Source organism: Mesorhizobium sp. M2E.F.Ca.ET.209.01.1.1, assembly GCF_004010375.2.
Classification (GTDB): Bacteria; Pseudomonadota; Alphaproteobacteria; order Rhizobiales; family Rhizobiaceae; genus Mesorhizobium.
This window is the reverse complement of the sequence record NZ_SADP02000008.1, coordinates 1-16,393: the sequence shown is the minus strand read 5'-3', so window position 1 is coordinate 16,393 and position 16,393 is coordinate 1. Positions and strand designations below refer to the sequence as shown.

Genomic DNA, 16,393 nt, shown 5'->3' with positions numbered 1-16,393 from the left:
CAAAAACTTTGCTCTTGACGCCGAAAGCCTGAAAGCATATCGCCGTCCGTGGGCCACCCCTCCCCAACGAGGGGCCACTATCTGGAAGGATAGACCACGATGACGACGCTTACCAAGCCCGGACTCCGTCCGGCAAATCCCAATTTCTCCTCAGGTCCCTGCGCAAAACGCCCCGGCTGGTCGGTCGAGGCGCTCTCGAAGGCCGCGCTCGGGCGCTCCCACCGCGCCAAGATCGGCAAGAGCAAGCTCGAACAGGCGATCGAGCTGACGCGCGACATCCTCAAGGTTCCCGCGAGCTATCGCATCGGCATCGTGCCGGCGTCGGACACCGGCGCGGTCGAGATGGCGATGTGGTCGCTGCTCGGCGAGCGCGGCGTCGACATGGTCGCCTGGGAGAGCTTCGGCTCCGGCTGGGTGACGGATGTGGTCAAGCAGCTCAAGCTCGCCGATGTGCGCAGGTTCGAGGCCGGCTACGGCAAGCTGCCAGACCTGGCGCAAGTCGATTTCGACCGCGACGTCGTCTTCACCTGGAACGGCACTACCTCGGGCGTGCGCGTGCCGAACGGCGATTTCATTCCCGCGAACCGCAAGGGCTTGACCATTTGCGACGCGACCTCGGCCGCCTTCGCGCAAAGGCTCGATTTTGAAAAACTCGATGTCGTCACCTTCTCCTGGCAGAAGGTATTGGGCGGCGAAGGCGCGCACGGCATGCTGATCCTGTCGCCCCGCGCCGTCGAGCGGCTGGAGACCTACAAGCCGGCCTGGCCGCTGCCGAAGATCTTCCGCCTGACCTCGGGCGGCAAGCTGATCGAGGGCATCTTCAAGGGCGAGACCATCAACACGCCGTCGATGCTGTGCGTCGAGGATTATCTCGATGCGCTCCACTGGGCGAAGTCGATCGGCGGCCTGGAAGCGCTCATTGCCCGCGCCGACGCCAATGCCGCGGTGCTCGACGGGTTCGTCGACAGGTCGGCGTGGCTCGGCCATCTGGCCGTCGATCCGGCAACGCGCTCGAACACGTCCGTGTGCCTGTCCTTCACCGATACGGATGTTGCGGCGCTCGATGCCGACGGTCAGGCGGCTTTCGCCAAGGGCCTCGTCTCGGCGCTCGACAAGGAAGGCGTCGCCTACGACATCGGCTCCTATCGCGACGCGCCGCCCGGGCTGCGCATCTGGTGCGGCGCCACCGTCGAGACCGCCGATCTCGAAGCGCTGCTGCCATGGCTCGACTGGGCCTTCGCCGCGCAGAAGGCGTCGCTCAAGGCTGCGGCCTGAAATCCGTGGCGGCCTGCGGGCCGCCACCATTTCCCGACACATCCAATTCCCTTCAAGGAGGCCGTGATGGCGCCCCGCGTTCTCGTTTCGGATAAACTTTCAACCACCGCCGTGCAGATCTTCAAGGATCGCGGCATCGAGGTCGACTACCTGCCGGATCTCGGCAAGGACAAGGAAAAGCTGCTCGAAGTCATCGATCAGTATGACGGCCTCGCCATCCGCTCGGCGACCAAGGTCACCGAGAAGCTGATCAATGCGGCAACCAGGCTCAAGGTCGTCGGCCGCGCCGGCATCGGCGTCGACAATGTCGATATCCCGGCCGCCAGCCGCAAGGGCATTATCGTGATGAACACGCCCTTCGGCAATTCGATCACCACGGCCGAGCATGCGGTGGCGATGATCTTCGCGCTGGCGCGGCAGATCCCAGAAGCCAATGCCTCGACCCATGCCGGAAAATGGGAAAAGAACCGCTTCATGGGCATCGAGATCACCAGCAAGACGCTGGGCGTGATCGGCTGCGGCAATATCGGCTCGATCGTCGCCACGCGCGGCGTCGGATTGAAGATGCATGTGATTGCCTTCGATCCGTTTCTGTCGGACAGCCGCGCCGAGGAACTCGGCGTCCAGAAGGTCGAGCTCGACGAGCTCTTCGCCCGCGCCGACTTCATCACGCTGCACACACCGCTGACCGAGAAGACGCGCAACATCATCGACGGGGCTGCGATCGCCAAGATGAAGGACGGCGTGCGCATCATCAATTGCGCGCGTGGCGGCCTGGTCGTCGAGGCGGACCTGGTCGCGGCGCTGAAGAGCGGCAAGGTGGCTGGCGCCGGCATCGACGTGTTCGAGGTCGAGCCGGCGGAAAACAACCCGCTGTTCGGCATGGACAATGTCGTGGCGACACCGCATCTCGGCGCCTCGACCACGGAAGCGCAGGAGAATGTCGCGCTGCAGGTCGCCGAGCAGATGAGCGACTATCTCATCAAGGGCGCCGTCTCCAACGCCATCAACATGCCTTCGATCACTGCCGAGGAAGCGCCGAGGCTCAAGCCCTTCGTCAAGCTCGCCGAGGTGCTTGGCGCCTTCGTCGGCCAGGTCACCGAGGATCCGATCAAGGAGGTCGAGATCCTGTTCGACGGCTCGACCGCGACGATGAACACGCGCGCGCTGGTCAGCGCCGCCCTTGCCGGCCTGATCCGGCCGCAGGTCTCCGACGTGAACATGGTGTCGGCGCCGATCATGGTGAAGGAGCGCGGCATCATCGTCGCCGAGGTCAAGCGCGACAAGTCGGGCGTGTTCGACGGCTATATCAAGCTGACGGTCAAGACCGAGCACATGACGCGTTCGATCGCCGGCACCTGCTTCTCCGACGGCAAGCCGCGCTTCATCCAGATCAAAGGCATCAATCTCGACGCCGAGGTCGGCCAGCACATGCTCTACACGACCAATGCGGATGCGCCCGGCATCATCGGCCTGCTCGGCACGGTGTGCGGCGAGAACGGCGTCAACATCGCCAACTTCCAGCTCGGCCGCAACCGGCCGGGCGGCGACGCGATCGCGCTGCTTTATCTCGACGCGCCGTTCCCGGAAAAAGTGCTCGATCAGCTGCGGGCGCACCAATCGATCGACTCGGCCAAGCCGCTGCATTTCGACGTCGGCGCCGAGTGAAGGCCTGATATGAAAAACGCCCCGCCGGCACGAGCCGTCGGGGCGTGGATGAGACAGCCGTCACGGACGGCTGGTCGGCGCGTGATCGAGAACAATCATCCCGCCTGCAGCGCTGTTCTAGTGCCGCTGTATTCGGCGAGCGCAATGCCGCCCAGCACCAAGGCGAGTGCGAAGGCCTGATAGGGCTGAAACTGCTCGCCGACGATAAGCACCGAAAGCAGCGTGCCGAAGATCGGCACAAGGTTGATGAACAGGCCGGCGCGGTTGGCGCCGATCAGCTCGTTGCCCTTGATGTAGAGGACCTGCGAGATGACGGAGGCGCCAAGCGCCGTGTAGAGCGTGAGCGCCCATCCATACGCGTCCGGCATGATGGCGCGGCCGGCCGCGATCTCCCAGGTGACGAAGGGCAGGGAGATCAACAGCGCGGCGATCGACAGCGCCAGCATGAAACTCTGCCAGCGGATTGCAGGCTTGAGGCGCAGGCCCACCGAATAGAGGCTGTAGCAAAGCACCGCGACAAGCATGATGGCGTCGCCGAAGTTGAGGTTTAGCTTCAAGAGCTGGCCGAGGTCGCCATGGCTGGCGGTCAGCGCGACGCCGACGATGGTGAGCACGACCCCGACGATCTGCAGGGGCTGCACGCGCAGCCTGAACAGCATGAAATTGGCAAGGATGATGACGATCGGGATGGCGGCCTGCTCGATCGAGACGTTTATGGCGGTCGTGTAGTTGAGCGCCGTGTAGAAGATGACGTTGAAGATGGTGAAGCCGCACGCGGCGAGGCCGGCAAGCAGTTTCCAGTGGCTGCGCACTTCCGGCCAGTCCTCGCGCAGCGTCCGCCAGCCGACGGGCAGCAGGATGAGCACAGCCATGACCCAGCGCAGGAACACCAGGGTCATCGGCGAGACATGGCCGACGGCAAGCTTGCCTGCCACCGAATTGCCGCCCCACAACAGCATGGTCGACAGGAGGAACAGATAGGCGGCTCTGTGCATGGAGGATCCGACCCTGCATGGATGTTCGCGGGTTCCGGCCGGCCTAGAGTGGCGGCGGCGGCAAGTAAATGATGCGAAAGCCGGAATTTGTTATGCCTGATCGGGACGAGGCTTCGCCGGCATCGTCATCCCGATCCAACTCCTGGAGCACGATCGGGTTCCGAAAGCCGGCTTCCGCTTTCAAATCATGTTCCAGGGATGGTTTCGGCGGCAAAGAAAGGGTCGCGCGGGCCGGCGCTTGACGCTATAGAGGCCTGTCGTTTCAGGCCGCCGGCGCGGCATTTCAAGGGAAAAGAACATGGCCAATGTGGTGGTCGTCGGCTCGCAGTGGGGCGACGAAGGCAAGGGCAAGATCGTCGACTGGCTGTCGGAACGGGCCGACGTGGTCGTGCGCTTCCAGGGCGGCCACAATGCCGGCCATACGCTGGTCGTCGACGGCAAGGTCTACAAGCTGTCGCTGCTGCCCTCGGGCGTGGTCAGGCAGGGCAAGCTCTCGATCATCGGCAATGGGGTGGTGTTCGATCCGCATGCCTTCGTGGCCGAAGCGAAGAAGCTCAAGGACCAGGGCGTCGAGGTCACGCCGGAGCGCCTGAAAATAGCCGAAAACACCGCGCTTATCCTGTCGCTGCACCGGGAGCTGGACGGATTCCGCGAAGACGCCGCCTCGAATTCCGGAACCAAGATTGGCACGACCCGCCGCGGCATCGGCCCCGCCTATGAGGACAAGGTGGGCCGACGCGCGGTGCGGGTGATGGACCTGGCGGATTTGGAAACGCTCCCCTTGAAGGTCGACAGGCTGCTGACGCACCACAACGCGCTGCGCCGCGGGCTCGGCCATCCGGAAGCGACGCATGAGGCGATCATGCAGGAGCTGACCTCGGTGGCCGGCGAGATACTGCCTTACATGGACCGCGTCTGGAAAGTGCTCGACGACAAGCGTCGCGCCGGCGAGCGCATCCTGTTCGAGGGCGCGCAGGGCACGCTGCTCGACATCGACCACGGCACCTATCCCTTCGTCACCTCGTCCAACACCGTGGCCGGGCAGGCAGCCGCCGGTTCTGGCGTCGGTCCCGGCGTGATCGGCTATGTGCTCGGCATCACCAAGGCCTACACGACACGCGTCGGCGAAGGGCCGTTCCCGACCGAGCAGAAGAACGAGATCGGCGAGTTCCTCGGCACGCGCGGCCACGAGTTCGGTGTTGTCACGGGACGCAAGCGGCGCTGCGGTTGGTTCGACGCCGTGCTGGTGCGCCAGGCCGTGGCCGTCAACGGCATCAAGGGCATCGCGCTCACCAAGCTCGACGTGCTCGACGGGCTGGACGAGATCAAGGTCTGCACCGGCTATCGCCTCGACGGCGAGACGATCGATTACCTGCCGGCCAGCCAGGGCGCGCAGGCTCGAGTCGAGCCCATCTACGAGACGCTCGAAGGCTGGAAGGGGACCACGGCCGGCGCCAGGAGCTGGAATGATTTGCCGGCGCAAGCCGTCAAGTATGTCCGCTATATCGAGGAGCTGATCGGGGCTCCGGTGGCGCTGCTTTCCACCAGCCCGGAACGGGACGACACGATACTTGTGACCGATCCGTTTCAAGACTAGTTTCACAGCCCTTCCCGGCGCTATGGCTGATTTGCGGCCGGCGGGAAAAGAATGCAGGTCACCTGACGCATGGCAGATTTCGTTAGTGTTCTGAAAAAGCAGCTCGAGAAGAAGGGGGATCCTTCGTTCGAGGTGCGCAAGCAGATATACGACGGTGCCCGCGCGGTGCTGGCGAAGAAGCTCGCCGAGTATTCCCCGCCGCTTGCGCCCGATGTCGTCAGCAAGCAGAAGCGCTCGCTGGAAGACGCCATTTCCAGCGTCGAGCGCGATTACGCCAAGCGCCCTTCAGCCGAGGATCCGCTGGCGGAGCTGGAGCATATTTTCTCCTCCATCGACCGCAACAAGAACCAGCCGAGCCATGCCCGCCAGCCGGCGGCGCCCGCGCCTGCCAAGCCGGATCCGTTCAGATCCGAGCCGTTCAAGCCGGCGCCAACGCCCGCCAGAACTGAACCGAGCTGGCAAAGCACGCCTAAGGCCGAGCCGGCGCCGCAAAGCCCCGCCAAGGCCGAGCCGTCCTGGCAGAGCGGAGTACGGACGGAACCGAGCTGGCAGGCCGCGCCAAAGGCGGAGCCTGCCTGGCAGAAAGCGCCGCCACCACCGATGCCGTCGCCGCGCGAAGACGATGTCGGCCTCGCGGGCATGGGCGCCGCCGATGCCGACGACGGCAGCGACGTCTTTGCCAATGACGAGCAGCCGGCGGCCGATACTTTCCAACGGCTGCGGCCTCAGCCGCAGCGCAAGCGCGGCTATGGCGGCCTGATCGCCGCCGTCATCGCGCTTTTGGTGCTGGCCGGCGGCGGCTATGGGGTCTGGCTGAACAAGAACGCGTTCAGCTCGCTCTTCGGCCTTGGCGGCAGCGGCAATAAGACGGTCTCGACCGAACCGCTGGTCAAGCCCGCCCCAACGAAGCCTGCGACCGAGACGGCGGCCGCGCCGGCCCCGGCCCCGGCCGCTACCGGCGAGTCCGCCGACACGACCAAGTTCACGCAGCGCCTGACGCCCGAGGGCAAGGAGACCGATCCTGGCCCCGCCGGCGGACAAGCCACGATCGGCGAGGGTGAATCCGTCGCGGCGCTGACCTCGCGCCCGCCAGCCACGCCGGCAACGGCGCCAGCGACGACCCCGCCTGCTGCGGCCACGCAACCGCCCGGGGCGCCTGCCGCGGGAACAACGCCGGCGGCGCCGGCGACCAGCGCGGCCAATCCGACGCCGCCGGCGGCTGGAACCACACCGCCAACCGCTGATGCGGCAACGACGCCCCCTGCGGTCGGCGCCGCGCCGCCCGCCGCCGGCGCAACGCCGCCGGCCGCGGGCACGACGCCGCCGGCGACGGCCGAGGCGACCGTGCCGGTCGGCCAGAAGGCAATCTTCTACGAGGAGCGCACCAGCACCCAGCAGGGCACGGCCGAGCCCGGCAGCATTGTGTGGTCGCTGGTGCAGGAATCGCCGGGCGGCGACCTGCCGCCGGAACCGGCGATCCGTGCCGAGGCGACGATCCCGGGCAAGAATATCCAGTTGCGCATGACGATCCGGCGCAACACCGACCAGACGCTGCCGGCCAGCCACATCATCGAGATGATCTTCCTGACGCCGGAAGGGTTTGACGGCGGCGGCGTTGACAACATCCTGCGCATCGCCATGAAGAGCTCGGAGCAGGATGCCGGCAGCCCGCTGATCGGCATCCCGGCCAAGATCGCCGACGGTTTCTTCCTCGTCGCGCTCAACGACACCAAGGCCGACGAGGACGCCAACCTGACGCTGCTTCGGGGACAGTCCTGGATCGACGTGCCGGTGGTCTACAAGACCGGACGCCGCGCGCTGCTGACCATGGAAAAGGGCATCCCCGGCGAGAAGGTCTTCGACGAGGCGCTGAAGGCCTGGGCGGCGAAGACGTCGGGCTAAGCCAGAGGCGCGCCCTAAAACCCTTGAAAGAGCATATCGAGCGCCGCGACGATCTCGTCGTGGTGTCTTGCAAGGTTTCCTTCTGCCGCCTGGAGTTCCGAAGCCGTTACAGCGGAAATGAACTGAGTGACCATCACATGGTCTTTGCCGTCGATCCTGAAGATCGGGTTCAGCCTTCGTGCAGGCAACGGTGCGATATTGGGCGGCAGAAGCGGAACGACGACGTTGGTATCGAGGTGCTCCAGTATGTCGGACTGGATATCAAGGAGATAGCCGTCGCTTCCTGCGCTCCGATAGAAATCATAGCGGGCCATCAAAACAGCCGGTACTTGGCTAAAGGCAAACCGTTGCGCCTGACGTATTCGTTGGAGCTTTCGAGCGCTTCCTTGTTCTCCTCTTGCCAGCGACGCGTCTTCTCGGCAGAAATTGCCTTGGCGATCCCTTGCTCGGCGGCACGAGACATGTTGATGCCCAGCGCCTTGGCCTCCTCGATCAATCTGGAATCAATCGAAGTGTTGACCGACTTGCGTTGTGGTTTTGCAGTTGATTGAAGCATAGCCTACCTCTTTATGCGCATAGAATAAGCGCATGTCTGCGTGCAAGCAAGCCAGCTACCCCTCCATCTCCTCCCGCAGCATCTCCAGCTCCAGCCATTCTTCCTCGAGCGCGGCGAGCGTCGTGCGCTCCTTGTCGAGCGCGGCGATGGTCTTCTGGAACGAGGCGGGATCGCGCTCATAGAAGGCGGGGTCGGCGATGTTGTTCTCCAGCCGGGCGATCGAGGCTGTCACCGCTTCGATCTTCTTCGGCAGGGAATCCAGCGCGAACTTCTGCTTGAAAGAGAGCTTTTTCGCCGGGCCCTTGGGCGCGGCCTGTTCGGCTTTCGGCGAAGCTTCGGCGGTCTCGGCTTTCGACCTTGTCTTGCGGTCTTCCAGGTTCGAGCCGCCACGCTGCGCCAGCATGTCGGAATAGCCGCCGGCATATTCGACCCAGCGGCCGTTGCCATCCGGCGCGATCACGCTGGTGACGGTGCGGTCGAGGAAGTCGCGGTCGTGGCTGACCAGGATCACCGTTCCGGCAAAGCCCGCGACCAGTTCCTGCAGCAGCTCCAGCGTCTCCATGTCGAGATCGTTGGTCGGCTCGTCGAGCACCAGAAGGTTCGCCGGCCGCGCCAGCACGCGGGCCAGCAGCAGGCGCGCGCGCTCGCCGCCGGAAAGCTCGCGCACCGGCGTGCGCGCCTGCTCCGGCTTGAACAGGAAATCCTTCATGTAGGAGACGACGTGGCGCTGCTCGCCATTGACCAGCAGGTTCTCGCCGCGCCCGTCGGTGAGGTAATGGGCCAGCGTCTCTAGGGGGTCGACCGCTTCGCGCTTCTGGTCGAGCGTCGCGATCTCCAGGTTGACGCCGAGACGCACGGTTCCGGCATCCGGCGCCAGCTCCCCGGTCAGCATCTTCAGCAATGTCGTCTTGCCGGCGCCGTTCGGGCCGACCAGGCCGACGCGGTCGCCGCGCTGGATGCGGGTCGAGAAACCCTTGACCACGGTCAAGTCGCCGAAACTCTTGTCGATGCCTTTGGCCTCGATCACCAGCTTGCCGGATTCGGCGGCGTCGCTCGCCACCATGGTGGCGGTGCCTTCGGCGCCGCGGTGGCTGCGGAAACGCTGGCGCATCGTCTGCAATTCGCCGAGGCGGCGCATGTTGCGCTTGCGCCTGGCGGTCACGCCGTAGCGCAGCCAATGCTCCTCGCGCACGATCTGGCGGCCGAGCTTGTGCTGCTCGCGCTCTTCCTCCTCCAGCACCTGGTCGCGCCATTCCTCGAAATGGGCAAAGCCCTTGTCCAGCCGCCGTGTCTGGCCGCGATCGAGCCAGACGGTGGCGCGGGTGACGCGCTCGAGAAAGCGCCGGTCGTGGGAAATCAGGATCACGGCGGAAGAGGTGCGGGCAAGCTCTTCTTCCAGCCATTCGATCACGGAAAGGTCGAGATGGTTGGTCGGCTCGTCGAGCAGAAGGATATCGGGCTCCGGCGCCATGACGCGGGCAAGCGCGGCGCGCCGCGCCTCCCCGCCGGAAAGGTCGTTCGGCCGCTCCTCGCCGGTGAGGCCGAGATGCTCCATCAGACAGGTGGCACGATGCGGATCGTCGGCCGGGCCGAGGCCGGCCTCGACATAAGCGCGCACGGTGGCGAAGCCGTCCATATCCGGCATCTGCGGCAGATAGCGCACGGTCGCCGAGGGTTGGCGGAACACTTCGCCGTCCTGCGGCTCGATCATGCCGGCGGCGATCTTGAGCAGGGTCGACTTGCCCGAGCCGTTGCGTCCGACCAATGCGATCTTCTCGCCGGCGGACGCGCTGAGCGCCGCGCCGTCGAGCAGCGGGGTGCCGCCGAAGGTCAGTTTAATGCCGTCGAGGTTGAGAAGTGGCGGCGCCATGTCTGGAATGTCAGCTTTCGGGAAGAGGATAGGGGTGGGCCAGAAGCAGCGCCCGGCCGCGCTCCAGCGCGATGCCGAGCCGCCCTTTGACCTCGTTTGATATAGTGAGCGAGGAGCCGAACGCCACCTCGACGCTGTCGAGCGGCCATTTGGCGCCAGTGACCGTCAGACCCGACAGATCGGAGAAGCCGAGCACCGAAAACAAGGTGCCGTCCGCATAGTCGAAGGCGGCGCTGCCCGGCAAAACGGGAACGCCTTCCTGCGCGCCGCTCGTCAGCAGCACGGTCGTGCCTGCCTCGGCCAGCCGCACGGCGAGGGCCAGATGCAGGATGGCGTGGTCGGCGCGCTTGCCGCCGAAGGCGCCGGCCAGCACAAGGCTGGTGGCGCCGAGTGCGAGCGCTTCCGCGATGGCGAGCTCGCCATCGGTCATGTCCTTCTCGGCCGGAAATACTTTACGCGGCACGGCGGCCAGGTCTTTCGGCAGGTTCGCCGGCACCGAATCGAAATCGCCGACCCAGAGTTCCGGCAGCAGGCCGAGCAAGCGGGCATGACCGATGCCGGCATCGGCGGCAATGACGCGCGAGCCTTCGATCTGGCGTTCAAGGCGGGGCGTGCGGATAAGCTCGCCGCCAAGCAGGATGGTGAATGTGCCCATGGCCGTCGCCTTACCAGCCCTCCAAGCGAAACGGAAGCCGCACGGCCCGAGCTTCGGTTGCCCCGAACATTAGCTGCCCGGCAAACTTCCGCTTGCGCGCCGCTTCGGCCGGGCCTATCTGTCGAGGCGCTCTAACGGGGTGCCGGACGCGATCCGGCTGAGAGGCGATCAAGCCAACCCGCTGAACCTGATCCGGTTTGTACCGGCGGAGGGATTAGACGTTTCGGACCATCCGGCGCCTCAATTCCTTGTCACTCGAACGAAGGAGGCGCTGATGCGCGCGATGTTGTCCAAGCTTGTTCTCGCAGCCGGTCTTGTCTCGCTTCTGGCCGGCGTTGCGCCCGCCGAGGCGAAGGACAAGCTCACCGTCTACACCTATGAAAGCTTCACCGCCGATTGGGGGACTGGGCCGGCGGTGAAGAAAGAATTCGAAGCCGAATGCGGTTGCGATCTCGAATTCGTCTCGGTGGCCGACGGCGTCGCCCTGCTCAACCGCGTCAAGCTCGAAGGCGCCGGCACCAAGGCCGATATCGTGCTCGGCCTCGACACCAATCTGACCGCGGACGCCAAGGCGAGCGGCCTGTTCGCGCCGCATGGCGAAGTCTCCGGCATCAACGTGCCAGGCGGCTGGACCGACGACACGTTCGTGCCCTTCGACTATGGCTATTTCGCCGTCGTCTATGACACGCAGAAGCTTAAAGTCCCGCCGAAGAGCCTGAAAGACCTGGTGGAAGGCAGCGGCACCGACAAGATCGTCATCCAGGATCCGCGCACCTCGACGCCCGGCCTCGGCCTGCTCTTGTGGGTGAAGTCGGTCTATGGCGATAAGGCGCCGGAGGCCTGGGCCAAGCTCAAGGCGAAAGTGCTGACGGTGACGCCGGGCTGGAGCGAGGCCTATGGCCTGTTCACCAAGGGCGAGGCGCCGATGGTGCTCTCCTACACCACCTCGCCGGCCTACCACATGGTGGCCGAGAACACCGAACGCTACCAGGCGGCCTCTTTCGAGGAAGGCGAATACCTGCAGATCGAGGTTGCCGGCGTTACCGCCACCGGCGCGAAGAACCCGCTGGCGCAGAAATTCATCGCCTTCATGACCGGACCGAAATTCCAGGACGTCATTCCGGAGACCAACTGGATGTTCCCGGCCGGCAAGACCGACAAGCCGCTCAACCCGGCCTTCGACAAACTGGTGAAGCCGACCAAGACCTTGCTGTTCAGCCCGGAGGAAGTCGCGGCCAACCGCAAGGCGTGGGTAGACGAGTGGCTGGCGGTGATGAGCAAGTAGGCTTCAGGATGGCGCTTGAACACCCCCCTCTGGCCTGCCGGCCATCTCCCCCGCAAGGGGGGAGATCAAGCGCTCGACCACTTTCGCCAATCGCCAACGTTGCAAGACTGGCACGGCGATCGAAGCTGCCAATCTCCCCCCTTGCGGGGGAGGGGGGTGGGCGGGAACTCGACGCGGATAATGCTTCCGCCCTACCCAAGCCATTCAAGGTGTTTGGCTAGGCGGAATGGCAGCACCCCATCCTAGCGATCCTCGCATTACCGCTGGTGCCATCGCGCTCGCAGCCGTCGCGCTGCTCATCGGCGGCGCCTTCGCCGGCCTCGCCTTCGAAGGGGCGCACGACCTCTCCGGCGCTGCCGCGGCCTTCGACGGCTACCTCTTCCGCGTCGCCCGCTTCACGCTCTGGCAGGCGCTGCTGTCGACGCTCTTGTCAGTCGCGCCAGCGCTTCTGGTGGCACGCGCGCTTTCTAGGCACCCAAGCTTTCCCGGTCGCCGCCTGATCCTGCAGCTGTTCACCGTGCCGCTGGCATTGCCGGCCATCGTCGCGGCGCTCGGCATATTGGCGCTCTACGGCCGGGCCGGCTACTTTGCCGGCGTCGTCGCCAGGCTTGGCAGCGGAGAGTGGCCCGGCATCTACGGCCTCTCCGGCATCCTCGTCGCGCATGTCTTCTTCAACCTGCCTCTGGCGACGCGCCTGTTCCTCGAGGCACTGGGCACGATTCCCGCCGACCAGTGGCGGCTGGCGAGCCAGCTCGGCATGGGCGCCCGGCCAGCCTTCCGGCTGATCGAATGGCCGGTGCTGCGTGCGGCCTTGCCGGGCGTCGCCGGACTGGTGTTCATGCTCTGCATCACCTCCTTCACCATCGTGCTGACGCTGGGCGGCGGTCCGGCCGCCACGACGCTCGAGGTCGCCATCTATCAGGCGCTGCGTTTCGACTTCGATCCCGCGCGCGCTGTCGTGCTGACGCTGCTGCAGATCGCGCTCACCTTCGTAGTGGTCGCAGCACTCACGCGGCTCGGCGCCAACACGGTCGGCGATGCCAATCTGCCGGTGGCGCCGCGCCGCTATCTTTCAGCGGGCCGGGTGGAGAGCGTTATGAATGCCGGCCTCATCGCGCTTGCCCTGCTGTTCGTCGCCGGGCCGATGGTGGCGACGGTGTTTTCAGGCCTGAAGGTCGATCTCAGCCGATTGGCGGGCGAGGAAGCGGTGCGCCGCGCGACGCTCACCAGCGCCGGCCTCGCCTTGCTTGCGGCACTGCTCAGCGTGTCGCTGTCGCTGGCATTGATCGCGGCGCGGCGGGCATTGGCTTTGCGTCGGCGTCCCGGCGGCGCCATGTCGCTGCTCGAACATGCCGCCGACACCGGCGCCGGCTTCGTGCTCGTCGTGCCGCCGATCGTGCTTGGCGCCGGCTGGTTCCTGGCGCTGCGCAAAATCACCGATGTCTTTGCCGTCGCGCCGGTCATGGTCGTCGCCGTCAACGCGGTGATGGCAATGCCCTTCGCCGTCCGGGCCATTCGCCCGGCCTATGACGCGGCAAGCGAACGCCATGAACGGCTTTGCCTGGCGCTCGGCATATCCGGCTGGACCCGGCTCAGCCTGATCGACTGGCCGTCGCTCAGGCGGCCGCTCGCCACCGGCTTCGCCTTCGCCATGGCGCTGTCGCTCGGCGATCTCGGCGTGATAGCGCTCTTCGGCAGCGATTCCGTGCAGACGTTGCCCTATCTTCTGCTCGCGCGGATGGGCAGCTACCGGACGGCGGACGCCGCGGGACTTGCCTTGCTGCTCGGCTTCGTTTGCCTGATGCTGGTCGTTGTCGCCGATTGGCTGGGGCGGGAAGCAAAAGCATGATATCGACGGACAACGGCATCGCAGCAGGGAAGGCGCTGACCGTCACACTCGAAGACGTGTCGTTCAGCTATGGCGAATCTTGCTTCCGCTTCAATGCCGAGTTCGCGGCCGGCAGGATCACCGCGATCATGGGGCCGAGCGGTTCCGGCAAGTCGACACTGCTCAATCTGATAGCCGGCTTCGAATCACCCGTTGCCGGCAAGGTGCTGATCGGCGGCATCGATCTTGGCAACCTGCCGCCCTCGGCGCGACCGGTGTCGATGGTGTTCCAGGAAAACAACCTGTTCGCGCATCTTACGGTCGAGGCCAATGTCGGGCTCGGTCGCTCGCCGTCGCTGAAGCTCGGCGCTGTCGATCGCGCCGCCGTCGCCGGGGCGCTTGCGCGTGTCGGCCTTGCCGGCAAGGAAAAGCGGCTGCCGCGCGAGCTCTCCGGCGGGGAGCGGCAGCGCGTGGCGCTGGCGCGGGTGCTGCTGCGCGACCGGCCCGTCTTGCTGCTCGACGAACCTTTCGCGTCGCTCGGCCCGGCGCTGCGCGAGGACATGCTCGACCTTCTCGTCGGCATCCATGCCGAGCGCAAAATGACGGTGCTCTTCGTCACGCATCAGCCGGAGGATGCGCGGCGCATCGGCCAGGACGTCGCATTTCTCGATGAAGGCGCGATCGCGGCGACTGGCGCGGCCGGCGATTTCTTCGATCGACCTGGACCGGATGCGTTCAGGCGCTATATCGGCGATCGAGGCGGCACCGTTGCCGGATCACAACATATTGCCCGGAAGCGGACATAATTTGCGGCCAAACCGGTAGCGGGTGATCCGGCGTTTGCTTGCCTTGTCCGGGGGAGTGTGGCTAGGTCCGGCCATGCTGGTCCGGCGGGGCCGTGATTTGCCGAAAGATTTCGAAAGGAAGCCGATCTGTCGACCGGCGCTGAGAAAGTGTGGATGAGGCCGCTTGCACGATTTTTCGCGCTGGCAGGCGTGGCCGTGCTGGCAAGTTGCCAGATGTTCACGCCGCCGGACGTGCAGGAGAGCGGCTTCCAGCCTTCCGACAAGCCGATCACCGTCGACAATGTCGTCGCCAACGCCAAGCTCGCCGAGATGGCCAAGGCGCAGCATCCGCGCATTCTCGCCACCTATGGCGGTGAATATTCCGACCCGAAGCTCGAACGCATGGTGGCCAAGGTCGTCGGCAATCTGACGGTGGTGTCGGCCAACCCGACCCAGACCTACCGCATCACAATCCTCAACTCGCCCAACGTCAACGCCTTCGCGCTGCCGGGCGGCTATCTCTATGTGACGCGCGGGCTGCTGGCGCTGGCCAATGATTCCTCCGAGCTTGCCGCCGTCATCGCCCATGAGATGGGCCACGTCACGGCGAATCACGGGCTGCAGCGGCAGCAGCTCGAGGCCGAGGAAGGGTTGGCGACCAAGGTCGTTTCCGATGTGCTCGGCGACAGCCCGACCGCCAAGGCCGCACTGATCCGCGGCAAGCTGAGGCTCGCGCAGTTCTCGCGCAACCAGGAACTGCAGGCCGACGCCATCGGCATCAAGTCGATCGGCGAGGCGGGCTACGATCCTTACGCGGCAGGCCGCTTCCTGCAGTCGATGTCGGCCTATACCGATTTCCGCTCGGTCAGCGGCGCCACCGACGCCAGCCTCGACTTCCTGGCGACGCACCCCAACACGCCGCAGCGCATTGAACTGGCGCAGCGCCTTGCGCGCAATTTCGGCCCCCCCGGCGTCGGCACGCGCGACCGCGACGCATTTCTGGCCGGCATAGACGGCCTGCTTTACGGCGACACACCGGAAGAGGGCTATGTGCGCGGCCAGACCTTCATGCACCCTAATCTCGGTGTCTCCTTCACCGTGCCGGACGGTTTCGTCATTGACAATTCGGCGGCCGCCGTCACCGCGACCGGGCCGGGCGACATCGCCATCCGTTTCGACGGCGTGGCGATCGACAAGTCGGTGTCGCTCACGGATTACATCCGCAGCGGCTGGGTGGCGGGGCTCGAAGACGCCAGCGTGCGGCAGGACACGATCAACGGCAACGAGGCGGCGATGGCGCATGCCACCGCGCAGGGCTGGCAGTTCGACATCGCGGTGATCCGCGCCGGCGGGCAGGTTTACCGGCTGCTGACGGCCGCGCCATCGGCCAGCGCGTCGCTGGATCCGGTAGCGCGCTCGGTCAGCGGCTCCTTCCGCGTGCTGAGCCCGGCCGAGAAGGCGGCGCTGAAGCCCCTGCATATCCGGGTCGTCACCGTTCAGGCCGGCCAGACCATGGGCTCGCTCGCCGCGCAGATGGTCGGCGTCGACCGCAAGCTCGATCTGTTCAGGGTGCTCAACGCCATGTCGCCGGGCGCCAGCGTATCGGCCGGCGACAAAGTCAAGATCGTCACCGACAAGTAGGGCTCCGCATTCGCGTTCGCCCGGCCCGGCGCTTTGAGAGCTTGCCGCGATGCGCGATCCCTAAAGCGCGTCGCGATTTTTCAGATCCGCTCCATGCGTTTTAGGTTTTTGATTTTGCGCATGCCTTTACCCCGAAACCGGTAACCACTTTCGCGAGACATGCTTTAACAGGCTGCGGAAAAACTCTTTCGTCTGGGGCCAGTCCGTGATTCGATTCCGCCGGAGAGATTGGAGGATGAGATGCGCGGTGGAGATGATGGGACGGAAGGGCTTTTTTCCTATGTGAGCTGCGAGGCTCGGGTTCCATCGGATCATCCGCTTCGAGCCATCCGGGCA

General features: G+C 65.4%; 13 protein-coding genes and 1 riboswitch. Of the genes, 8 read left to right on the top strand and 5 right to left on the bottom strand.

The window, feature by feature from the left end; genetic code table 11:
* The first annotated feature begins 99 nt into the window (after positions 1–99).
* Positions 100–1,275: a phosphoserine transaminase gene (locus EN852_RS16295; protein WP_127876131.1), complete on the top strand. Its 1,176-nt coding sequence runs from the start codon at positions 100–102 to the stop codon at positions 1,273–1,275.
* A gap of 66 nt (positions 1,276–1,341) precedes the next feature.
* Entirely contained in the window at positions 1,342–2,943 is a 1,602-nt protein-coding gene (serA, locus tag EN852_RS16290; protein ID WP_127865593.1) for a phosphoglycerate dehydrogenase, read from the top strand.
* Positions 2,944–3,038: 95 nt separating this feature from the next.
* On the opposite strand, the gene EN852_RS16285 is transcribed toward serA, so the two are convergent.
* On the bottom strand, positions 3,039–3,938 hold the full coding sequence (locus tag EN852_RS16285) for a DMT family transporter (protein WP_127876130.1): 900 nt from the start codon (positions 3,936–3,938) through the stop codon (positions 3,039–3,041).
* A gap of 298 nt (positions 3,939–4,236) precedes the next feature.
* Here EN852_RS16285 and EN852_RS16280 point away from each other — a divergent pair, with 298 nt between their 5' ends.
* Positions 4,237–5,535 (top strand): adenylosuccinate synthase, encoded by a 1,299-nt coding sequence (locus EN852_RS16280; protein ID WP_126080764.1) that lies wholly within the window; start codon positions 4,237–4,239, stop codon positions 5,533–5,535.
* Positions 5,536–5,604: 69 nt separating this feature from the next.
* Complete coding sequence (locus tag EN852_RS16275) at positions 5,605–7,437, top strand: hypothetical protein (RefSeq protein WP_127876129.1); 1,833 nt, start codon at positions 5,605–5,607, stop codon at positions 7,435–7,437.
* A 14-nt stretch (positions 7,438–7,451) separates the two neighbouring features.
* On the opposite strand, the gene EN852_RS16270 is transcribed toward EN852_RS16275, so the two are convergent.
* From EN852_RS16270 to EN852_RS16255, 4 genes are read right to left on the bottom strand one after another with little or no spacing between them, the layout of a single operon-like run.
* Positions 7,452–7,751, bottom strand: a complete 300-nt coding sequence (locus EN852_RS16270; protein ID WP_127876128.1) for a CcdB family protein — start codon at positions 7,749–7,751, stop codon at positions 7,452–7,454.
* Positions 7,751–7,993, bottom strand: coding sequence for a type II toxin-antitoxin system CcdA family antitoxin (locus EN852_RS16265; protein ID WP_112129671.1), 243 nt, complete (start codon positions 7,991–7,993; stop codon positions 7,751–7,753). The genes EN852_RS16270 and EN852_RS16265 overlap by 1 nt, the downstream gene beginning before the upstream one ends.
* 55 nt (positions 7,994–8,048) lie before the next feature.
* Entirely contained in the window at positions 8,049–9,863 is a 1,815-nt protein-coding gene (locus tag EN852_RS16260; protein WP_127876127.1) for an ABC-F family ATP-binding cassette domain-containing protein, read from the bottom strand.
* Positions 9,864–9,873: 10 nt separating this feature from the next.
* The gene (locus EN852_RS16255) at positions 9,874–10,518 is read right to left on the bottom strand and encodes a thiamine diphosphokinase (protein ID WP_127876126.1); all 645 of its coding nucleotides are present in this window, start codon (positions 10,516–10,518) and stop codon (positions 9,874–9,876) included.
* Between the two features lie 125 nt (positions 10,519–10,643).
* Positions 10,644–10,749: riboswitch (TPP riboswitch) on the top strand.
* Positions 10,750–10,792: 43 nt separating this feature from the next.
* Between EN852_RS16255 and thiB the strand changes: the two genes are divergently transcribed.
* The 4 genes from thiB (at position 10,793) to EN852_RS16230 (ending at position 16,057) form a co-directional block, all read left to right on the top strand.
* A complete protein-coding gene (gene thiB / locus EN852_RS16250) occupies positions 10,793–11,803 on the top strand; it encodes a thiamine ABC transporter substrate binding subunit (RefSeq protein ID WP_127876125.1) in 1,011 nt (336 codons plus the stop codon).
* A gap of 226 nt (positions 11,804–12,029) precedes the next feature.
* Positions 12,030–13,652 carry a thiamine/thiamine pyrophosphate ABC transporter permease gene (thiP, locus tag EN852_RS16240; RefSeq protein ID WP_127876123.1) on the top strand — a complete coding sequence of 541 codons (1,623 nt, stop codon included), beginning with the start codon at positions 12,030–12,032 and terminating at the stop codon, positions 13,650–13,652.
* Positions 13,649–14,437 (top strand): thiamine ABC transporter ATP-binding protein, encoded by a 789-nt coding sequence (gene thiQ / locus EN852_RS16235; protein ID WP_127876122.1) that lies wholly within the window; start codon positions 13,649–13,651, stop codon positions 14,435–14,437. The genes thiP and thiQ overlap by 4 nt, the downstream gene beginning before the upstream one ends.
* 153 nt (positions 14,438–14,590) lie before the next feature.
* A complete protein-coding gene (locus EN852_RS16230) occupies positions 14,591–16,057 on the top strand; it encodes a M48 family metalloprotease (protein ID WP_127876121.1) in 1,467 nt (488 codons plus the stop codon).
* Positions 16,058–16,393: the final 336 nt, after the last annotated feature.

Excerpts from the sequence above, each read along its gene's own strand:
- EN852_RS16285 (WP_127876130.1), bottom strand. The coding sequence starts at position 3,938 with ATGCACAGAGCCGCCTATCTGTTCCTCCTGTCGACCATGCTGTTGTGG.
- EN852_RS16270 (WP_127876128.1), bottom strand. The coding sequence starts at position 7,751 with ATGGCCCGCTATGATTTCTATCGGAGCGCAGGAAGCGACGGCTATCTC.
- EN852_RS16295 (WP_127876131.1), top strand. The coding sequence starts at position 100 with ATGACGACGCTTACCAAGCCCGGACTCCGTCCGGCAAATCCCAATTTC.
- EN852_RS16230 (WP_127876121.1), top strand. The coding sequence starts at position 14,591 with ATGAGGCCGCTTGCACGATTTTTCGCGCTGGCAGGCGTGGCCGTGCTG.
- EN852_RS16280 (WP_126080764.1), top strand. The coding sequence starts at position 4,237 with ATGGCCAATGTGGTGGTCGTCGGCTCGCAGTGGGGCGACGAAGGCAAG.
- thiP (WP_127876123.1), top strand. The coding sequence starts at position 12,030 with ATGGCAGCACCCCATCCTAGCGATCCTCGCATTACCGCTGGTGCCATC.
- EN852_RS16255 (WP_127876126.1), bottom strand. The coding sequence starts at position 10,518 with ATGGGCACATTCACCATCCTGCTTGGCGGCGAGCTTATCCGCACGCCC.
- EN852_RS16260 (WP_127876127.1), bottom strand. The coding sequence starts at position 9,863 with ATGGCGCCGCCACTTCTCAACCTCGACGGCATTAAACTGACCTTCGGC.
- EN852_RS16265 (WP_112129671.1), bottom strand. The coding sequence starts at position 7,993 with ATGCTTCAATCAACTGCAAAACCACAACGCAAGTCGGTCAACACTTCG.
- thiQ (WP_127876122.1), top strand. The coding sequence starts at position 13,649 with ATGATATCGACGGACAACGGCATCGCAGCAGGGAAGGCGCTGACCGTC.
- thiB (WP_127876125.1), top strand. The coding sequence starts at position 10,793 with ATGCGCGCGATGTTGTCCAAGCTTGTTCTCGCAGCCGGTCTTGTCTCG.
- EN852_RS16275 (WP_127876129.1), top strand. The coding sequence starts at position 5,605 with ATGGCAGATTTCGTTAGTGTTCTGAAAAAGCAGCTCGAGAAGAAGGGG.
- serA (WP_127865593.1), top strand. The coding sequence starts at position 1,342 with ATGGCGCCCCGCGTTCTCGTTTCGGATAAACTTTCAACCACCGCCGTG.